Annotated in this window: 17 protein-coding genes, 1 tRNA gene and 1 riboswitch; of the genes, 7 read left to right on the forward strand and 11 right to left on the reverse strand. The window is 71.8% G+C overall.

Going from position 1 to position 14,398, the window contains the following annotated elements; all coding sequences use genetic code 11:
* The first annotated feature begins 16 nt into the window (after positions 1-16).
* Positions 17-2,509, forward strand: coding sequence for a transglycosylase domain-containing protein (locus tag ACFYZY_RS07425; protein WP_388690335.1), 2,493 nt, complete (start codon positions 17-19; stop codon positions 2,507-2,509).
* Here the strand turns inward: ACFYZY_RS07425 and ACFYZY_RS07430 are convergent.
* The 3 genes from ACFYZY_RS07430 to ACFYZY_RS07440 form a co-directional block, all read right to left on the reverse strand.
* Positions 2,503-2,823: a DMT family transporter gene (locus tag ACFYZY_RS07430; RefSeq protein WP_388690337.1), complete on the reverse strand. Its 321-nt coding sequence runs from the start codon at positions 2,821-2,823 to the stop codon at positions 2,503-2,505. The two genes, ACFYZY_RS07425 and ACFYZY_RS07430, sit on opposite strands and share 7 nt — an antisense overlap.
* A 33-nt stretch (positions 2,824-2,856) precedes the next feature.
* Positions 2,857-2,923: riboswitch (guanidine-III (ykkC-III) riboswitch) on the reverse strand.
* Positions 2,924-2,973: 50 nt separating this feature from the next.
* A complete protein-coding gene (locus ACFYZY_RS07435; protein ID WP_030222196.1) occupies positions 2,974-3,312 on the reverse strand; it encodes a co-chaperone GroES in 339 nt (112 codons plus the stop codon).
* Positions 3,313-3,358: 46 nt separating this feature from the next.
* Entirely contained in the window at positions 3,359-3,676 is a 318-nt protein-coding gene (locus ACFYZY_RS07440) for a DUF3618 domain-containing protein (RefSeq protein ID WP_388690341.1), read from the reverse strand.
* A 123-nt stretch (positions 3,677-3,799) separates the two neighbouring features.
* On the opposite strand from ACFYZY_RS07440, the gene bcp reads away from it, so the two are divergent.
* The 3 genes from bcp to ACFYZY_RS07455 all read left to right on the forward strand — a co-directional run bounded on the left by bcp (position 3,800) and on the right by ACFYZY_RS07455 (position 6,099).
* Complete coding sequence (gene bcp / locus ACFYZY_RS07445) at positions 3,800-4,273, forward strand: thioredoxin-dependent thiol peroxidase (protein WP_388690344.1); 474 nt, start codon at positions 3,800-3,802, stop codon at positions 4,271-4,273.
* Positions 4,274-4,386: 113 nt separating this feature from the next.
* Complete coding sequence (proP, locus tag ACFYZY_RS07450) at positions 4,387-5,883, forward strand: glycine betaine/L-proline transporter ProP (RefSeq protein ID WP_388690347.1); 1,497 nt, start codon at positions 4,387-4,389, stop codon at positions 5,881-5,883.
* Positions 5,884-6,016: 133 nt separating this feature from the next.
* A tRNA-Leu gene (locus tag ACFYZY_RS07455) sits at positions 6,017-6,099 on the forward strand.
* Positions 6,100-6,143: 44 nt separating this feature from the next.
* Here ACFYZY_RS07455 and rdgB read toward each other — a convergent pair.
* The 4 genes from rdgB to ACFYZY_RS07475 all read right to left on the reverse strand — a co-directional run bounded on the left by rdgB (position 6,144) and on the right by ACFYZY_RS07475 (position 8,356).
* Positions 6,144-6,746: an RdgB/HAM1 family non-canonical purine NTP pyrophosphatase gene (gene rdgB, locus ACFYZY_RS07460; protein ID WP_388690350.1), complete on the reverse strand. Its 603-nt coding sequence runs from the start codon at positions 6,744-6,746 to the stop codon at positions 6,144-6,146.
* Between the two features lie 50 nt (positions 6,747-6,796).
* Entirely contained in the window at positions 6,797-7,177 is a 381-nt protein-coding gene (locus tag ACFYZY_RS07465) for a hypothetical protein (protein WP_388690353.1), read from the reverse strand.
* Positions 7,178-7,276: 99 nt separating this feature from the next.
* Positions 7,277-8,008, reverse strand: a complete 732-nt coding sequence (gene rph, locus ACFYZY_RS07470) for a ribonuclease PH (RefSeq protein WP_388690356.1) — start codon at positions 8,006-8,008, stop codon at positions 7,277-7,279.
* Between the two features lie 75 nt (positions 8,009-8,083).
* Positions 8,084-8,356, reverse strand: a complete 273-nt coding sequence (locus tag ACFYZY_RS07475; RefSeq protein WP_388690632.1) for a glucose PTS transporter subunit EIIB — start codon at positions 8,354-8,356, stop codon at positions 8,084-8,086.
* A 196-nt stretch (positions 8,357-8,552) separates the two neighbouring features.
* On the opposite strand from ACFYZY_RS07475, the gene ACFYZY_RS07480 reads away from it, so the two are divergent.
* Positions 8,553-9,851, forward strand: coding sequence for a PTS transporter subunit EIIC (locus ACFYZY_RS07480; RefSeq protein WP_388690359.1), 1,299 nt, complete (start codon positions 8,553-8,555; stop codon positions 9,849-9,851).
* A 267-nt stretch (positions 9,852-10,118) separates the two neighbouring features.
* Positions 10,119-11,372 (forward strand): PTS transporter subunit EIIC, encoded by a 1,254-nt coding sequence (locus tag ACFYZY_RS07485; protein WP_388690362.1) that lies wholly within the window; start codon positions 10,119-10,121, stop codon positions 11,370-11,372.
* Between the two features lie 78 nt (positions 11,373-11,450).
* On the opposite strand, the gene ACFYZY_RS07490 is transcribed toward ACFYZY_RS07485, so the two are convergent.
* Complete coding sequence (locus tag ACFYZY_RS07490; RefSeq protein WP_388690365.1) at positions 11,451-12,203, reverse strand: MBL fold metallo-hydrolase; 753 nt, start codon at positions 12,201-12,203, stop codon at positions 11,451-11,453.
* 202 nt (positions 12,204-12,405) lie between these two features.
* Between ACFYZY_RS07490 and ACFYZY_RS07495 the strand changes: the two genes are divergently transcribed.
* Positions 12,406-12,894, forward strand: coding sequence for a type II toxin-antitoxin system PemK/MazF family toxin (locus ACFYZY_RS07495; protein WP_388690368.1), 489 nt, complete (start codon positions 12,406-12,408; stop codon positions 12,892-12,894).
* Between the two features lie 22 nt (positions 12,895-12,916).
* Here the strand turns inward: ACFYZY_RS07495 and ACFYZY_RS07500 are convergent, their stop codons facing one another.
* The 3 genes from ACFYZY_RS07500 to ACFYZY_RS07510 all read right to left on the reverse strand — a co-directional run bounded on the left by ACFYZY_RS07500 (position 12,917) and on the right by ACFYZY_RS07510 (position 14,379).
* Entirely contained in the window at positions 12,917-13,867 is a 951-nt protein-coding gene (locus ACFYZY_RS07500; protein WP_388690371.1) for a PLP-dependent cysteine synthase family protein, read from the reverse strand.
* A gap of 5 nt (positions 13,868-13,872) precedes the next feature.
* Positions 13,873-14,151 (reverse strand): MoaD/ThiS family protein, encoded by a 279-nt coding sequence (locus ACFYZY_RS07505; RefSeq protein WP_388690374.1) that lies wholly within the window; start codon positions 14,149-14,151, stop codon positions 13,873-13,875.
* Positions 14,152-14,241: 90 nt separating this feature from the next.
* The gene (locus ACFYZY_RS07510; RefSeq protein ID WP_388690377.1) at positions 14,242-14,379 is read right to left on the reverse strand and encodes a putative leader peptide; all 138 of its coding nucleotides are present in this window, start codon (positions 14,377-14,379) and stop codon (positions 14,242-14,244) included.
* Positions 14,380-14,398: the final 19 nt, after the last annotated feature.

The raw sequence follows: 14,398 nt of genomic DNA on the forward strand, positions 1-14,398 counted from the left end.
GGCAATATGCTGTTTTATGTCCGCCTCCTCTGGTTCCTCTGGTCCCTCCGGTACGAGCGGTCCGGGCGGCAACCCCCGGGCGTCCCGCCCGGGCTGGGAGCCCAGGGACCCCACCCTTCCCGCGCCGAAGACGGCCGGCGGGCCGGGCACGAAGCCCCGCCCGCCCCGCCGCGGCCCCTTCCGCCGCTTCCTGCGGGGCCTCCTCGGGCTCCTCCTGCTCGGCACGCTCCTCCTCGCCGGCGCCCTCGTCGCCGGCTACCTCCTGGTGGACGTCCCGCCCGCCAACGCCGCCGCCGTCGCCCAGACGAACGTCTACCTCTACCGGGACGGCACCCCCCTCGCCCGCGACGGCGAGGTCAACCGCGAGAACGTCCGGCTCCGCCAGATCCCGCTCTCCTTCCGGCGGGCCGTCCTCGCCGCCGAGGAGCGCGACTTCCCCACCTCGCGCGCCGTCGACCCCAAGGCGATGGTCCGCGCCGCCTGGAACACCGTCACCGGCAAGGGCCGCCAGTCCGGCTCCACCATCACCCAGCAGTACGTCAAGAACTACTACCTGGGCCAGGAACAGACCCTCACCCGCAAGGCGAAGGAGTTCTTCATCGCGCTCCGGCTCAGCCGCGAGAAGAGCAAGGACGAGATCCTCCAGGGCTACCTGAACACCAGCTACTTCGGCCGGAACGCGTACGGCGTGCAGGCCGCCGCCCGCGCCTACTACGGCAAGGACGTCGAACACCTGGACACCGCCGAGGGCGCGTACCTCGCCTCCCTCCTCAAGGCCCCCAGCGCCTACGACGTCACCACCCACCCGGAGAACCGCGCCAAGGCCGTCGCCCGCTGGCACTACGTCCTCGACGGCATGGTCACCGAGGGGTGGCTCGGCCGCGCGGAACGCGCCGCGCTCCGCTTCCCCGTCCCGCAGGCCGCCCGCAGCGCGCCCACCCTGTCCGGACAGCGCGGCTACCTCGTCCGGGCCGTCGAGGACCACCTGACCGGGCGCGGGATCGTCGACGAGAAGACCCTCGCCGCCGGCGGCTTCCGGATCACGACCACCCTCGAACCGGCCGCGCAGGACGCCCTCGTCCGGGCCGTGGAGGACCGGGTCGTGTCCCGGCTCGACCCGGCGCGCCGCCCCGCCGACCGGTACGTGCGGGTCGGGGCGGCGGCCGTCGATCCGGCGACCGGCAAGGTCCTCGCGATGTACGGCGGGGTCGACTACACCCGCCAGTACGTCAACAACGCCACCCGCCGCGACTACCAGGTGGGCTCCACCTTCAAGCCCTTCGTCCTCGCGGCGGCCGTGCAGAACGGCGCGCAGACCCAGCAGGGCCTGCCGATCACCCCGCACACGCTGTACGACGGGACCAACCGGCGCCCGGTGGAGGGCTGGAGCGGCGCCCCGTACGAACCGGCCAACGAGGACGACGCGAGTTACGGCGAGATCCCCGTCACCGCCGCCACGGACCTGTCGGTGAACGCCGTGTACGCCCAGATGGCGGTCGACGTCGGCCCCGACCGCGTACGCCGGACCGCCGTCGCCCTCGGCCTGCCCGGGTCCACGCCCGACCTCACCGCCTCCCCCTCCATCGCGCTCGGCCCGGCCACCGCCAGCGTCCTGGACATGACCACGGCGTACGCGTCGCTCGCCGCGCACGGCAGGCACGGCGGGTACTCCCTGGTCGAGGGCGTCTCCCGGGAAGGCACGGAGCTGTCGCTCCCGGCCCCCCGGCCCCGGCAGGCGGTGTCCCGGGAGGCCGCCGACACCACCACCTCGGTCCTGCGGGGCGTCATCGAGACGGGCACGGGAACGGCCGCGCGATCCGTCGGGCGCCCGGCGGCGGGCAAGACGGGCACGGCGGAGGACGACAAGGCCGCCTGGTTCGCGGGGTACACCCCGGACCTGGCGGCGGTCGTCGCGCTGATGGGCCAGGACCCGGAGACGGGACACCAGAAACCGCTGTACGGGGCCCTCGGCCAGCCCCGGGTCGCCGGGGGCGGGGCGCCCGCCGAGATCTGGGGCGCCTTCGCCCGGGAGGCGCTCGCGGAGACGTCCCCGAAGGAGTTCGACCTGCGGCTGATGCCGGGAGCGGAGGCGGAGGAGACGACGGCGCCGGACGCGTCCGGCGCACCGGCCCCGCCGAACGCGGCGAACTCCGCGAACACGGCGAACTCCTCCCGTCCCGCCAACCCTTCGAGCGCGTCGGGCTCCCCGGTCCCGCCGTCGCCGCCGGACCCGTCGCCCTCGGACCCGTCGCACCCGTCCCCGTCCCCGTCGCCCCCGTCCTCGTCGGAGGAGGACATGGCCGGGGAGTACGCACCGGGGGCGACGGGGAAGCCGGGAGCGACGGGGGCGGCAGGAGAGGCCGGGCCGGGAGCGGCCACGCGGAGCCCGGCGGCCGAACGGGCGGCCGGGGCGGACGGGCCGCCCGGCGGCACCGGCCCGGAGGCCGGACGCCCCCGCACCGCCGCCCCGGAATCCGGCCCCGCCCGTACCGCCGAACGGGGTCAGTGACCCGAGGTCGCCTTCAGCCCCACCACCGCGACCACCAGCAGACAGACGAAGAAGACGCGGGCGGCGGTCGCCGGCTCCCCCAGGACCACCATGCCGAGCACCGCCGCGCCGGCCGCGCCGATGCCGACCCACACCCCGTACGCCGTGCCGATCGGCAGCGTCCTGGCAGCCTGCGAGAGCAGCAGCATGGACGCGACGATCCCGGCACCGGTGAACACGCTGGGCCAGAGACGGGTGAACCCGTCGGTGTACTTCATCCCGACCGACCAGGCGACTTCCAGCAGACCCGCGACGACGAGCAGGACCCACGCCATGACGACAACACCTCCGTGAGACGGAACAACAGGGGTGCGTCGTCTTGTCGTGTACCCGGTACGGCGCGTCTCGTCGGGGGTTCCCACGCTAGCAAACAACGGCCGAGGGCCCCGGTGACCGTGGTCACCGGGGCCCTCGCGCACCCGTCGTCACAGATAGAGCCCGGTCGAGTCGGACGTCCCCTGGAACCGGTCCGCGGCCACCGCGTGCAGGTCGCGCTCCCGCATCAGGACGTACGCGACGCCCCGCACCTCGACCTCGGCGCGGTCCTCGGGGTCGTACAGGACCCGGTCGCCGGTCTCGACCGTACGGACGTTCTGGCCGACCGCGACCACCTCGGCCCAGGCGAGGCGACGGCCGACCGCGGCGGTCGCCGGAATCAGGATGCCCCCGCCGGAACGCCGCTCCCCCTCCGGGGAGTCGGTGCGGACCAGGACCCGGTCGTGGAGCATCCGGATGGGCAGCTTGTCGTGCGTGTTCTCGCTCACGGGGTGAACCTACCCGCCCGGGCGCGGCGCCCGTGAACGGGCGCCGTCACTTGCCCTTGCGGGTGGTGGCGGCGACCAGCCCGATCACCGCCACCACCGCGAGCGCCGCCGGCACCACGCGCTCCAGGCGGGGCGAGCCGTCCGCGTGGGTGAGATGCGCCTTCACGTCCGAGACCACCCGGTTGACGGCGACGAAGGCGCGGCCGGCGGTCTGGTCGACCGTCGACGCCACCTTGGCCTTCGCGTCTCCGATGATCGTCTTCGGGTGCACTCGAATGCCGATCTCGTCGAGAGTGACGGCGAGCTGCTCGCGCCGGCGGACGATGTCCGCCTCGATCTGCGCAGGGGTCCTGGCCTCCGACACCGCGCTGCCTCCGTAGTCGTGATCCGGTCGTTGATGGACAGTCTGTCAGTTCCGCCGCCGAAGGGACGCCCCAGACCCCCATTAGGCTCTGCACGCGTACGCGAACGTTTCCCGAGGAGAGCCATGAGCGAGCGACTGCAGCCCGGCGACACCGCCCCCGCCTTCACCCTTCCCGACGCGGACGGCAACGAGGTCTCCCTCGCGGACCACCGGGGCCGCAAGGTCATCGTCTACTTCTACCCCGCCGCCCTCACCCCCGGCTGCACCAAGCAGGCGTGCGACTTCACCGACAACCTGGAGCTGCTCGCGGGCGCGGGCTACGACGTCATCGGCGTGTCGCCCGACAAGCCGGAGAAGCTGGCGAAGTTCCGCGAGAAGGAGGACCTGAAGGTCACCCTGGTCGGGGACCCGGAGAAGAAGGTCCTGGAGGCGTACGGCGCCTTCGGCGAGAAGAAGCTGTACGGCAAGACGGTGACGGGCGTGATCCGCTCCACCGTGGTCGTGGACGAGGAGGGCGGGGTGGAGCGGGCCCTCTACAACGTGAAGGCCACCGGCCACGTCGCCAAGATCATCCGGGACCTGGGCGTCGAGGCCTGACGTCCGGGAGGGCGTGACGGAGATCGCACTTTCGGCTGATTTTCGTTTGCGAACGGCATGACCGTGCAAGAAGAGCCTCTTGTGTTCGCCCTTCCCAGAGAGGACGTACGGTCATGCCGGCCACCGACCCCGCCCCCGCGCCCGACCCCGGCGCCCTGAGACGCCACCCCCGCCTGTTCCGGGCCGCCGGCCGGCGCAAGCAGCCCCGCCTGCGGCGGACCGACATCACCGTGACGGACGAGGCGGCGGTCAGGCGGGCCGTGAAGGCGGCCTCGCTGGGCAACGCCATGGAGTGGTTCGACTTCGGCATCTACGCCTACCTCGCCGTCACCCTCGGCCACGTCTTCTTCCCCTCCGGCAACGACACCGTCCAGCTCCTCTCGTCGTTCGCGACGTTCGCGGTCGCCTTCCTCGTCCGCCCGCTCGGCGGCACGTTCTTCGGCCCGATGGGCGACCGCCTGGGCCGCAAGAAGGTCCTCGCGCTCACCATGGTCCTGATGGCGGTCGGCACCTTCGCGATCGGCCTGATCCCGTCGTACGCCTCGATCGGCTTCTGGGCGCCGGTCCTCCTCATCTGCTTCCGGATGCTCCAGGGCTTCTCGACGGGCGGCGAGTACGGCGGCGCCTCGACCTTCATCGCGGAGTACGCGCCCGACCGGCGCCGGGGCTACTTCGGCAGCTTCCTGGAGTTCGGCACCCTGGCCGGGTACGTCGCCGCGGCGGGCCTGGTCACGGCGCTCACCGCGTGGCTCGGCACCGACACGATGGAGGCGTGGGGCTGGCGCGTGCCGTTCCTGGTGGCGGGCCCCCTGGGCCTGGTCGGCCTCTACCTGCGGCTGCGCCTGGACGAGACGCCGGCCTTCCAGCGCCTGGAGTCCGACACCGCGCACGTGCCGGAGGCGGTGGACGCCCCCGAGACCACGACCAGGGGCGAACTCGCGAAGATCTTCCGACGCCAGTGGCCGACGCTGATCCTGTGCGTCGCCCTGGTCGGCGCGTACAACATCACCGACTACATGCTGCTGTCGTACATGCCGACGTACCTCTCGGACGAACTCGGCTACAGCGAGACGCACGGCCTGCTGATCCTGCTCCTGGTGATGGTCCTCCTGATGGTGCTCCTCCCCCGGGTCGGCCGGCTGAGCGACCGCCTCGGCCGCAAGCCGGTCCTGATGACGGGGATGCTGGGCTTCCTCCTGCTCTCGCTCCCCGCGTTCCTGCTGATCGGCCGGGGCGGCGTCCCGGCGGTCACCGCGGGCATGCTGATGCTCGGCCTGTCGCTGCTGTGCATGCTCGGCACCATGTCGGCGGCGCTCCCCGCCCTCTTCCCCACGGACGTCCGCTACGGCTCCCTGTCCGTGGGCTACAACCTCTCCGCGTCCCTCTTCGGCGGCACGACCCCCCTGGTCATCACGGCCCTGATCGGCGCGACCGGCAGCAACCTGATGCCGGCGTACTACGCGATGGGCGCGGCGCTCGTCGGCGTGATCGCCGTGGCCTGCATGAAGGAGACGGCCCAACAGCCCCTGGAGGGCTCGCCCCCGTCGGTGGAGACCCGCGAGGAAGCGGCGGAGATGGTGATGGCCCGGGCGCCCGAGCCGAAGTTCTGACCGTCCCGCCCCTTCCGCGCGCCGGCCGCTCGCTCCGGCGGGGAACCGGTCCGGCGCGGCCGGCGGAGCCCCTGCGGGAACTTCGGCACAGCCCACGAACGGGTGCCGGGGGACCGCTACCATGGCCGTGCGAGCGGCCGTTGCTGAATGGTATAAGCGGAGGTTTTAGGTGCCTCTGGGCTTTCGCCCATGTGGGTTCGAATCCCATCGGCCGCACCGTCGAAGAGCCGCCCTCGGGGCGGCTCTTCGCGTGCCGCCCCTCAGCCCAGCAGCTCCCTTACCACCGGCACCAGCGCCCGGAACGCCTTGCCTCGGTGGCTGATCGCGTTCTTCTGCGCCGGGGTCAGCTCCGCGCAGGTGACGTCGTACCCCTCCGGCTGGAGGATCGGGTCGTAGCCGAAGCCGTTCGTGCCGACGGGGGCGCGGCGCAGGGTGCCCGGCATCCAGCCCTCCACGACGCGTTCCGTGCCGTCCGGGAGGGCCAGGGCCGCCGCGCAGGCGAAGGAGGCGCCGCGGTGTTCGTCCGCGATGTCGGAGAGCTGGGCCAGGAGCAGGTCCAGGTTGGCGCGGTCGTCGCCGTGGGTGCCGGACCAGCGGGCGGAGAAGATGCCGGGGGCGCCGTTGAGGACGTCCACGCAGAGGCCGGAGTCGTCGGCGACGGCGGGCAGGCCGGTGGCCCGCGCCAGGGCGTGGGCCTTGAGGAGGGCGTTCTCCGCGAAGGTGACTCCGGTCTCCTTGACGTCGGGCACCTCCGGGTACGCGTCCGCGCCGACGAGTTCGAGGTCGAGGCCGGCGTCGGCGAGGATCGCGTGGAGTTCGGTGATCTTGCCCGCGTTGCGGGTGGCGAGGATCAGACGGGTCATGCGGGTGATTATCCCGGGGGCGGCCGTCCCCGGGACGACCGCCCGGGCCGTCACCCCGGGGTGCAGACCTTCGCGACCTCGCCCGCCGCGTTCGTGATCGGCGTGATGTCCGGGGTGGTGTCGCCGTTCTTCACGGCGGTGCGGACCGAGTCCACGCCCTTGGTGAGGTCGTCGACCGCCTTCGAGAGGTCGGCGTTGTCCGTCGTGTTCTTGAGGTTGCCGAGTTCGGTGGAGATCGAGTTCAGCGACTCCTCGATCTGCGTGACGTCGTTGGTGGCGTTGGAGGCGGCCTGCTGGAGTTTCTGTACGGACGTGGCGATGGCGTCGGCGGTCTTGACGCAGTCCATGGCCGTGTCGAGGGCTCCGCAGCCGCTCAGGACGGCGGTGAGCGTGACGGCCGTGGCGGCGGCGAGTGCGAGACGGCGCTTCAAGACGGGTCCTCCCCTGTACGCGTCGGTGGCGCGGGCGCACGGAACGTGTCCGTGCGCCCGTTGTCCGTCAGGACGCCGTGCGGCGCCCGGGGGTTGCGGTCAGAGGGTTCCTTCGAGGGCCTCGCGCTGGATCCGGGCGAGGTCGGCGCAGCCGCCGGAGGCCAGGTCGAGGAGGGCGTTCAGCTCCTCGCGGTCGAAGGGCTCGGCCTCGGCGGTGCCCTGGACCTCCACGAAGCGTCCGTCGCCGGTGCAGACGACGTTCATGTCGGTGTCGGCGCGCACGTCCTCCTCGTAGCAGAGGTCGAGGAGGGGGACGCCGTCGACGATGCCGACGGAGACGGCGGCGACGGTGCCGGTCAGGGGCTTGCGGCCGGCCTTGACGAGCTTCTTGGACTGGGCCCAGGCGACGGCGTCGGCGAGGGCGACGTAGGCGCCGGTGATGGCGGCGGTGCGGGTGCCGCCGTCGGCCTGGAGGACGTCGCAGTCGAGGACGACGGTGTTCTCGCCGAGCGCCTTGTAGTCGATGACGGCGCGCAGGGAGCGGCCGATGAGGCGGGAGATCTCGTGCGTGCGGCCGCCGATCTTGCCGCGGACGGATTCGCGGTCGCCGCGGGTGTTGGTGGCCCGGGGCAGCATGGAGTACTCCCCGGTGACCCAGCCCTCGCCGCTGCCCTTGCGCCAGCGCGGGACGCCCTCGGTGACGGAGGCGGTGCAGAAGACCTTGGTGTCGCCGAAGGAGACGAGGACGGAGCCCTCGGCGTGCTTGCTCCATCCGCGTTCGATGGTGACGGGGCGGAGCTGTTCGGGGGTACGGCCGTCGATGCGAGACATGCGACGAGCCTAGCGGGACATGGGGAAGGGCCCGTTCCCCTGCCGGAACGGGCCCTGCCGACGCGCGTCAGCCGCTCACATCATGTCTTCGATGTCGGCGGCGATCGGGTCCGCGTCGGTGCCGATGACGACCTGGATGGCGGTGCCCATCTTCACGACGCCGTGGGCGCCGGCGGCCTTGAGCGCGGCCTCGTCGACCAGGGCCGGGTCACGGACCTCGGTGCGCAGGCGGGTGATGCAGCCCTCGACCTCTTCGATGTTCTCGATGCCGCCGAGCCCGGCGACGATCTTCTCAGCCTTGGTGGCCATGTGTTTCTCCCTGTCCGTTCCGTTCGCGGGGACGCGAATCTCGGCGCACTTGCGGTCCGCTCGGTCACGTTAACCCACGGTTGGCCCACCTTCGCGAGCGAGTGGCACCTTTCTGCCGAATGATGACGATCACCGGCAGCCTGTCCTCGGTGGGCTCCCGGAGCCTACCGCAACTGGTCTACACCAGTGTGCGCCACGACGCGGACCCGGGCCGTTCCGGGCAGGGAGGACGCCGATGAGTACCGACAGAGCCGCGGCCACGCCGAGGAGGTCCTGGGGAAGCGGCCTCTTCCAGGGCCTTCAGAAGATGGGGCGCAGCCTCCAGCTCCCCATCGCCGTGCTCCCGGCCGCCGGCATCATCAACCGGCTCGGGCAGCCGGACGTCTTCGGCGCGGACGGCCTGGGCTGGGACAACGTCGCCAAGGTGATGGCGGGCGCGGGCGGCGCCCTGCTCGACGGCAGCCTCGGCCTGCCGCTGCTGTTCTGCATCGGCGTCGCCATCGGCATGGCGAAGAAGTCCGACGGGTCGACCGCGCTCGCGGCGGTGGTCGGCTTCCTCGTCTACTACACGGTGCTCCGGCAGTTCCCGAAGGACTGCCCGGAGGGGACGCGGGACATCACCGGCGGCTGCCTGGGCGCGGACGACGCCTTCGCCGGGTACACGTACCAGAACCCCGGCGTCTTCGGCGGCATCGTCATGGGCCTGTTCACCGCGTACCTGTGGCAGCGGTTCCACCGGACGAAGCTGGTGGACTGGCTGGGGTTCTTCAACGGGCGCCGTCTCGTCCCGATCATCATGACGGTCGTGGGGATCGCGTTCGCCGCACTCTGCCTGTGGGTCTGGCCGCCGATCGGCGACGCCCTGGAGAGCTTCAGCGACTGGCTGGTCGGGCTGGGCGCGTGGGGTTCGGGCATCTTCGGCGTGGCGAACCGGGCGCTGCTCGTCATCGGCCTCCACCAGTTCCTGAACGTGCCGATCTGGTTCCAGTTCGGCACGTACGAGAAGCCGGACGGCACGGTGGTCCACGGTGACATCCCCATGTTCCTGGCGGGCGACCCGGACGCCGGCCAGTTCCTGACGGGCTTCTTCCCGATCATGATGTTCGCGCTGCCGGCCGCCGCGCTGGCGATCACCCACTGCGCCCGGCCGCACCGGCGCAAGGAGGTCGGCGGCCTGATGCTGTCGGTGGCGCTGACCTCGTTCGTCACCGGCATCACGGAGCCGCTGGAGTACTCGTTCCTCTTCATCGCCCCGGTCCTGTACGCGATCCACGCGGTCCTCACCGGTGTCTCCATGGCGGTGACCTGGGCGTTCGGGGTGAAGGACGGCTTCAGCTTCTCGGCCGGCCTGATCGACTACGTGATCAACTGGAACCTGGCGACGAAGCCGTGGCTGATCATCCCGATCGGTCTGGCCTTCGCGGTCGTGTACTACGCGGTCTTCCGCTTCGCGATCACGAAGTTCAACCTGCCGACCCCCGGCCGCGAGCCGGAGGAGGTGGAGGCGGAGATGGAGCGGGACAACGTGAAGTAGGACAGCGGCGGCCTCGCCGCGCCTCCCTCGGCGAGCCCCGAACCAGGCCCCCGGACCCCACGGTCCGGGGGCCTTTCCGTGCCCGTCACGGAGCGTGTCCGGGCGGGTGAGAATTCACAGGTTCCTTATCTAAGTCGCGCGTGCTAAAACTGGTCTACACCACTCATTGGTGTAGACCACGCGGTCCAGACCACCGCGTTCCACGAGACGCCGCCGTCACCTCTTTCCCTGTCCTCTGGCGGCGCCTTGCCTTACTGGAGGAAGTTGATGAGTACGGCCACCGCCCCGGCCGCCGCTCCCGCGAAGAAGCGCGGGGCCGGCCTGTTCCAGGGTCTGCAGAAGGTCGGTCGCAGCCTGCAGCTCCCCGTCGCCGTCCTGCCCGCCGCCGGCATCATGGTCCGCCTCGGCGCCGACGATGTCTTCGGCAAGGACGGACTCGGCTGGAACAAGGTCGCCTCGGTCTTCGCGCACGCCGGTGACGCCATCCTGGGCCAGCTCCCCCTGCTGTTCTGCATAGGCGTGGCCATCGGCTTCGCCAAGAAGGCCGACGGTTCGACGGCGCTCGCCGCGCTGGTCGGCTTCCTGGTCTACTCCAAGGTCCTGGAGGCGTTCCCGGTCGCCGAGGCGGTCGTCAAGGCCGGCAAGGACGACCCGGCGAAGTACAACAACCCCGGCGTGCTCGGCGGCATCATCATGGGCCTGCTCGCCGCCGTGCTGTGGCAGCGGTTCTACCGCACCAAGCTGGTGGACTGGCTCGGCTTCTTCAACGGCCGTCGCCTCGTCCCGATCATCATGGCCTTCGTCGGCCTGGCCATGGGCGTCTTCTTCGGCCTGGTGTGGGAGCCCATCGGTGAGGTCATCACCCACTTCGGCGAGTGGATGACCGGCCTGGGCGCCGCCGGCGCGGGCATCTTCGGCGGCATCAACCGCGCGCTGATCCCGGTCGGCATGCACCAGTTCGTCAACACCGTCGCCTGGTTCCAGATCGGCGACTTCACCAACGCCGCCGGCGACGTCGTGCACGGCGACATCAGCCGCTACCTGGCCGGTGACCCGTCCGCCGGCATGTTCCAGTCCGGCTTCTTCCCGATCATGATGTTCGGCCTGCCGGCCGCCGCCCTGGCCATCGCGCACACCGCCCGCCCGGAGCGCCGCGCGGCCGTGACCGGCATGATGGTCTCCCTGGCGCTGACCTCGTTCGTCACCGGCGTGACCGAGCCGATCGAGTTCTCCTTCATGTTCATCGCGCCGCTGCTGTACGTGCTCCACGCGGTCCTGACGGCCGTCTCCCTGGCCGTCACCTGGGCGCTCGGCGTGCACGCCGGCTTCAACTTCTCGGCCGGCCTGATCGACTACCTGCTCAACTGGAACCTGGCGACCAAGCCCTGGCTGATCATCCCGATCGGCCTCGTCTTCGCGGCGGTCTACTACGCGGTCTTCCGCTTCGCGATCGTCAGGTTCAACCTCGCCACCCCGGGCCGCGAGCCCGAGGAGGAGGTCGAGGACCTCACCAAGGCGTGAGTCCCCGCCACGACGCCGAAGGGCCCCGGAACCGTCACGGTTCCGGGGCCCTTCCCCGTACGCGGGACCTGCCCGTCCTCAGACCTCGTACACCGCGCCCGGTCTCGCCAGCTCCGCCGGTCCCGCGTACACCGCGCGCGCGTCCGCCAGGTTCCGCCCGGCGTCCGTCCACGGCGGGATGTGCGTGAGGACCAGGCGGCCCACCCCGGCCCGGGCCGCCTGGACGCCGGCCTCGCGGCCGTTGAGGTGGAGGTCCGGGACGTCCTCCTTGCCGTGGGTGAAGGACGCCTCGCAGAGGAAGAGGTCGGCGCCCTCGGCCAGCTCGTGCAGCGCCTCGCAGGCCCCGGTGTCCCCGGAGTACGCGAGCGAACGGCCGCCGTGCCCGACCCGGATGCCGTACGCCTCGACCGGGTGGCACACCTTCTCCGTACGGACGGAGAACGGGCCCAGCTCGAAGGTGCCCGGCTTCAGCGTGCGGAAGTCGAAGACCTCGCTCATCGAGGTGGGCGAGGGCGTGTCCGCGTACGCCGCGGTCAGCCGCTGCTCGGCGCCCTCCGGCGCGTAGACGGGGATCGCGTCGCAGCGCCCGCCCTCGTGCCGGTAGTAGCGGGCGACGAAGTACCCGCACATGTCGATGCAGTGGTCGGCGTGCAGGTGGCTGAGGAAGATCGCGTCGAGGTCGTACAGACCGATGTGGCGCTGCAGCTCGCCCAGGGCGCCGTTGCCCATGTCGAGGAGCAGCCGGAAGCCGTCGGCCTCGACGAGGTAGCTCGAACAGGCCGATTCCGCGGACGGGAACGACCCGGAGCAGCCGACGACGGTGAGCTTCATGGAGCGTGAACCTCCGTGGACGGGTGCGGGAAGCGCGCTGGGGGAGGGGAGGCTGTGCGGTCTGTCGAGCGTAAGGCGCGTCCGGGCGCGTCGCTCCTCCGTGGTGGCCCGTTGTGGGCGAACTCACGGGCTCTGTCACCGGTTCGGATGGATGGCGGGGCGTCACGGCGGGGGGAACCGCGCACCGGTAACGTCGTGCGGTATGGACACGTCGTGGTGGCCCGCGCTGGCCGCGGTGGTGGTGCTCGCCCTGGTGGTGGCGGTCGTCGACGGGCGGAAGCGTTCCCCGCGCCGGCCCCCTTCCCGGCCCTCCTCCCGCCGTCCTCCGGGGCGGACCCGGCCGCCCGGACGGCCGGCGGAGCCCGGACCCCGGCGGGGGCGGGGGCCGGAACCGGCCGAGATCTGGTGGGCCGACGTGCCCTTCGAGGACGGGCCCGGGTCGAAGGACCGGCCCTGTCTGGTGCTCTCGGTACGGGGGGACCGCGCGCTCGTCGCCAAGATCACCAGCAAGCACCACGAGGAGCGGCCGGGGGTGATCGCGCTGCCGCCGGAGGCGGTGGGCGACGCGCGGGGGCGGCGCAGCTTCCTGGAGACGGACGAGCTGCGGGAGGTGTCGGTGGCGGACTTCCGCCGGAGGGTCGGAAAGGCGGACCCGGCCCTGTGGGACCGGGTCCGCCATCTGGCGCGCTGAGGCCGCCCGCCGGGGCCGGGGCTCACGCCCAGAGCTGGCCCTGGACCGTCTTGACGGCCTCTTCGGTCGTCGCGGCCGTGTAGAGGCCGGTGGACAGGTACTTCCAGCCGCCGTCGGCGACGACGAAGACGATGTCGGCGCTCTCCCCCGCCGTGACGGCCTTGTTGCCGACGCCGATGGCCGCGTGCAGGGCCGCGCCGGTGGAGACGCCCGCGAAGATGCCCTCCTCCTGGAGGAGTTCGCGGGTGCGGGTGACCGCGTCGGCGGAGCCGACGGAGAAGCGGGTGGTGAGGACGGAGGCGTCGTACAGCTCCGGCACGAAGCCCTCGTCGAGGTTGCGCAGGCCGTAGACGAGGTCGTCGTAGCGCGGTTCGGCGGCCACGATCCGCACGTCCGGCTTGTGCTCGCGCAGGTAGCGGCCGACGCCCATCAGGGTCCCGGTGGTGCCGAGCCCGGCCACGAAGTGGGTGATCGAGGGCAGGTCGGCGAGGATCTCGGGGCCCGTGCCGGCGTAGTGGGCCCCGGCGTTGTCGGGATTGCCGTACTGGTACAGCATCACCCAGGACGGGTTCTCGGCGGCCAGCTCCTTGGCGACGCGGACCGCCGTGTTGGAGCCGCCCGCCGCCGGGGAGGAAACGATCTCCGCGCCCCACATGGCGAGCAGCTGCCGCCGCTCCTCGCTGGTGTTCTCGGGCATGACGCAGACGATGCGGTAGCCCTTGAGCCTGGCGGCCATGGCGAGGGAGATGCCGGTGTTGCCGCTGGTCGGCTCCAGGATGGTGCAGCCGGGGGTGAGCCGGCCGTCCTTCTCCGCCCGCTCGATCATGTGGAGCGCGGGGCGGTCCTTGACCGATCCGGTGGGGTTGCGGTCCTCCAGCTTCGCCCAGATGCGGACGGAGTCCGAGGGCGAGAGCCGGGGGAGGCGGACCAGCGGCGTGTTGCCGACCGCCGCGAGCGGGGAGTCGTAGCGCATGTGGATCAGACCGCGCCGCCGGCGACGGCCGGCAGGATCGTGACGTTGTCGCCGTCGGAGAGCTTGGTGTCGATGCCGTCGAGGAAGCGCACGTCCTCGTCGTTCAGGTAGACGTTGACGAAGCGGCGGAGCTTGCCGTCGTCCACGATGCGGGCCTCGATCCCGGTGTGGCGGGTCTCCAGGTCGGCGAAGAGCTCGGCGAGGGTGCCGCCGGAGCCCTCGACGGACTTGGCGCCGTCGGTGTAGGTGCGGAGGATGGTCGGGATGCGGACCTCGATGGCCATGGCGTGGGCTCCTGTCGGAAGGGGCGTGAGGGGCGCGCTGCTGGCCCCCGCGCGGAGGGGTGGTGCGGTGAGGGGCGCTCGGCCGGTCGTTCAGAGCGCGGCGCGGGCCGGGCGGACCGCGGCCCGGCCGGGACAGATCGCGCTGGCGAGGCGGCCCAGGTCGACGTGCAGGCGCGCCACGAGCAGGAGGGTGCCCGGAGTCTCTTCGCTCACGTCGTGGGAAACCATGGGCTCATCGTATCGATTC

Origin of the sequence: Streptomyces sp. NPDC001744, from assembly GCF_042892575.1 — a bacterium.
Taxonomy (GTDB): Bacteria; Actinomycetota; Actinomycetes; order Streptomycetales; family Streptomycetaceae; genus Streptomyces.